General features: G+C 69.3%; 2 protein-coding genes. Both read left to right on the forward strand.

The genetic code is table 11. The features are described from left to right. The first annotated feature begins 1 nt into the window (after nucleotide 1). Nucleotides 2–391 (forward strand): glycine cleavage system protein GcvH, encoded by a 390-nt coding sequence (gene gcvH / locus ACGTNG_RS18090; RefSeq protein WP_394797882.1) that lies wholly within the window; start codon nucleotides 2–4, stop codon nucleotides 389–391. A gap of 118 nt (nucleotides 392–509) precedes the next feature. Beyond that, nucleotides 510–3309 (forward strand): aminomethyl-transferring glycine dehydrogenase (gene gcvP, locus ACGTNG_RS18095; protein WP_394797883.1); only part of this gene is annotated, 2800 nt, incomplete at its 3' end.

A 3309-nucleotide genomic window follows, 5' to 3' on the forward strand; every position in this document is an offset into this window, starting at 1 on the left:
GATGAGCTCTATCCCCGCCAACCTGCGCTACGCCGAAAGCCACGAATGGGTCCTGGACAACGGCGATGGCAGCGTGACCATCGGCATCACCGACCATGCCCAGGAGGCCCTGGGTGACGTGGTCTTCGTCGAGCTGCCCGAGGTCGGCAAGACCCTCGCCGTCGGCGACGAGTTCGGCGTCATCGAGTCGGTCAAGGCCGCTTCCGACCTCTATGCGCCGATCGCCGGCGAGATCATCGCCGTCAACGAGGCCCTGGAAGATGCTCCGGAGACCGTCAACGAGGCGCCCTACGCCGACGGCTGGATCATGAAGGTCCGCCTCGACGATGCCGCCGCGCTCGGCGCGCTGATGGACGCCGACGCCTACCAGGCCGTGGCCGCCGAGGACTGAGCCTTACCCCGGCGCCCCTGGCCTGCGGGCAGCGCGCGCCACCCCCGGCCCCGTGCGAGCGGGGCCGGCCTTTCACCGATTCCCGGGGCGCCGCCCCACTACGCAAACAGGGTGTTCCATGGCTTTCGACAACCGCCGTCTGGCCGAGCTGGCCGCTCACGATGCCTTCCTTCAGCGCCACAACGGCCCCACCGCCGACGATGTGTCGGGCATGCTCGACGCACTGGAGAGGGAGAGCCTTCCCGCGCTGATGGACGCCACCGTGCCCGCCGACATTCGCCTGGGCCGTGAGCTGGACCTGGATCCGCCGAAGGGCGAAGCCGAGGCCTTGGACTACCTGCAGCGTCTGGCCCGCCAGAACCGCGTGGCCAAGAGCTATATCGGCCAGGGCTACTACGACACCCACCTGCCGACGGTGATCCAGCGCAACGTGCTGGAGAACCCGGGCTGGTACACCGCCTACACGCCCTACCAGCCGGAGATCTCCCAGGGCCGCCTCGAGGGGCTGCTCAACTTCCAGCAGATGGTGATGGACCTCACCGGCATGGGGCTCGCCAACGCCTCGCTGCTCGACGAGGCCACCGCCGCCGCCGAGGCCATGGCGCTGTGCAAGCGGGCCAACAAGAAGGCCAGGAGCGACACCTTCTTCGTCGCCGATGACGTCTTCCCCCAGACCCTGGACGTGGTGCGCACCCGCGCGGCCTGGTTCGGTTTCGAGCTGGTGGTGGCCCCGGCCGAGGCGCTGGCCGAGCACGACGTCTTCGGCGCCCTGCTGCAGTACCCCGGCGACAGCGGCCAGGTCCGCGACCTGGCCCCGCTGCTCGAGACCGCCCGCGAGCGGGGCGTGATGACTTGCGTCGTCGCCGACATCATGGGCCTGGTGCTGCTCAAGGAGCCGGGCGCCCTGGGCGCCGACATGGTCGTCGGCAGCTCCCAGCGCTTCGGCGTGCCGATGGGCTTCGGCGGCCCGCATGCCGCCTTCTTCGCGACCACCGACAAGCTCAAGCGCTCGATCCCGGGGCGCATCATCGGCGTCTCCAAGGACAGCCGCGGCGCGACCGCGCTGCGCATGGCGATGCAGACCCGCGAGCAGCACATCCGCCGCGAGAAGGCGACCTCCAACATCTGCACCGCCCAGGCGCTGCTGGCCAACATCGCCGGCTTCTACGCCGTCTACCACGGTGCCGAGGGCCTCACCACCATCGCCTCGCGCATCCATCGCCTGACCACCATCCTGGCCACGGGCCTCGTGGAGAAGGGCGTGACCCTGGCCCACGACAGCTGGTTCGACACCCTGCGCCTGACCGGCGTGGATGCCGGCCGCATCCACGGCCGCGCCATGGCACACGACGTCAACCTGCGCTACTTCGCCAATGGCGACGTCGGCCTGAGCCTCAACGAGACCACCACCGCCCACGACCTGGACGTGCTGTTCGACGTGCTGCTCGACGAGGAGCATGGCCTCGGCGTGCGTGAGCTCGACGACCGGGTGCTGACCGAGGGGCTCACGGGCATCCCGGCCGGCTGCGCCCGCGAGTCCGCGTTCCTGACCCACCCGACCTTCCAGCGCTACCGCAGCGAGACCGAGATGCTGCGCTACCTCAAGCGCCTGGAGAACAAGGACCTGTCGCTCGCGCACGCGATGATCCCGCTGGGCTCGTGCACCATGAAGCTCAACGCCACCAGCGAGATGATCCCGATCACCTGGCCGGAATTCGCCCGCATCCACCCCTTCGCGCCCCGCGACCAGGTGGCCGGCTACCGCCAGATGATCGACGAGCTGGCCGCCTTCCTGGTGGAGGTGACCGGCTACGACCACATCTCCATGCAGCCCAACTCCGGCGCCCAGGGCGAGTACGCCGGTCTGGTGGCCATCCGCCGCTACCAGGCGGCCCAAGGCGAGGGGCACCGCGATGTCTGCCTGATCCCGAGCTCCGCCCACGGCACCAACCCCGCCTCCGCCGCCATGGCGAGCATGCAGGTGGTGGTCGTGGAGTGCGACGCGGACGGCAACATCGACATCGCCGACCTGCGCGCCAAGGCCGAGCAGCACCGCGACGCCCTCTCGGCGATCATGATCACCTACCCCTCCACCCACGGGGTGTTCGAGACCAGCGTGCGCGAGGTGTGCGAGATCGTGCACGCCCACGGCGGCCAGGTGTACATCGACGGCGCCAACATGAACGCCCAGGTGGGCCTGACCCGTCCCGGCGACTTCGGCGGCGACGTCAGCCACCTCAACCTGCACAAGACCTTCTGCATTCCCCATGGCGGCGGCGGCCCGGGCATGGGCCCGATCGGCGTCAAGGCGCACCTGGCGCCCTACGTCTCCAACCATGCGGTGACCCCGATCGACGGCGTCGAGGCGGGCTGCGGCGCGGTCTCGGCGGCGCCCTTCGGCTCGGCCTCGATCCTGCCGATCTCCTGGGCCTACATCAAGATGATGGGCGCGCGCGGCCTGCGTGAGGCCACCGAACTCGCCATCCTCAACGCCAACTACATCGCCAAGCGCCTCGGCGAGCACTACCCGGTGCTCTACAAGGGCGAGAACGGCAGCGTGGCCCACGAGTGCATCATCGACATCCGCCCGCTCAAGGCCGAGTCCGGCATCAGCGAGGAGGACATCGCCAAGCGCCTGATGGACTACGGCTTCCATGCGCCGACCATGTCCTTCCCGGTGCCCGGCACGCTGATGATCGAGCCCACCGAGTCGGAGTCACGCTACGAGATCGACCGCTTCTGTGACGCCATGATCGCGATCCGCGAGGAGATCAACGCGGTGCAGCGCGGTGACTGGCCGGCGGAGAACAACCCGCTGGTCAACGCCCCGCACACCATGGCCGACCTGATGGACGCACAATGGGAGCGCCCCTACTCCCGTGAACTCGGCGCCTTCCCCTCCGAGGCGACCCGGGCGG

The sequence above is a fragment of the Halomonas sp. B23F22_3 genome (assembly GCF_043496965.1).
Classification (GTDB): Bacteria; Pseudomonadota; Gammaproteobacteria; order Pseudomonadales; family Halomonadaceae; genus Halomonas.

Excerpts from the sequence above, each read along its gene's own strand:
- gcvH (WP_394797882.1), top strand. The coding sequence starts at position 2 with ATGAGCTCTATCCCCGCCAACCTGCGCTACGCCGAAAGCCACGAATGG.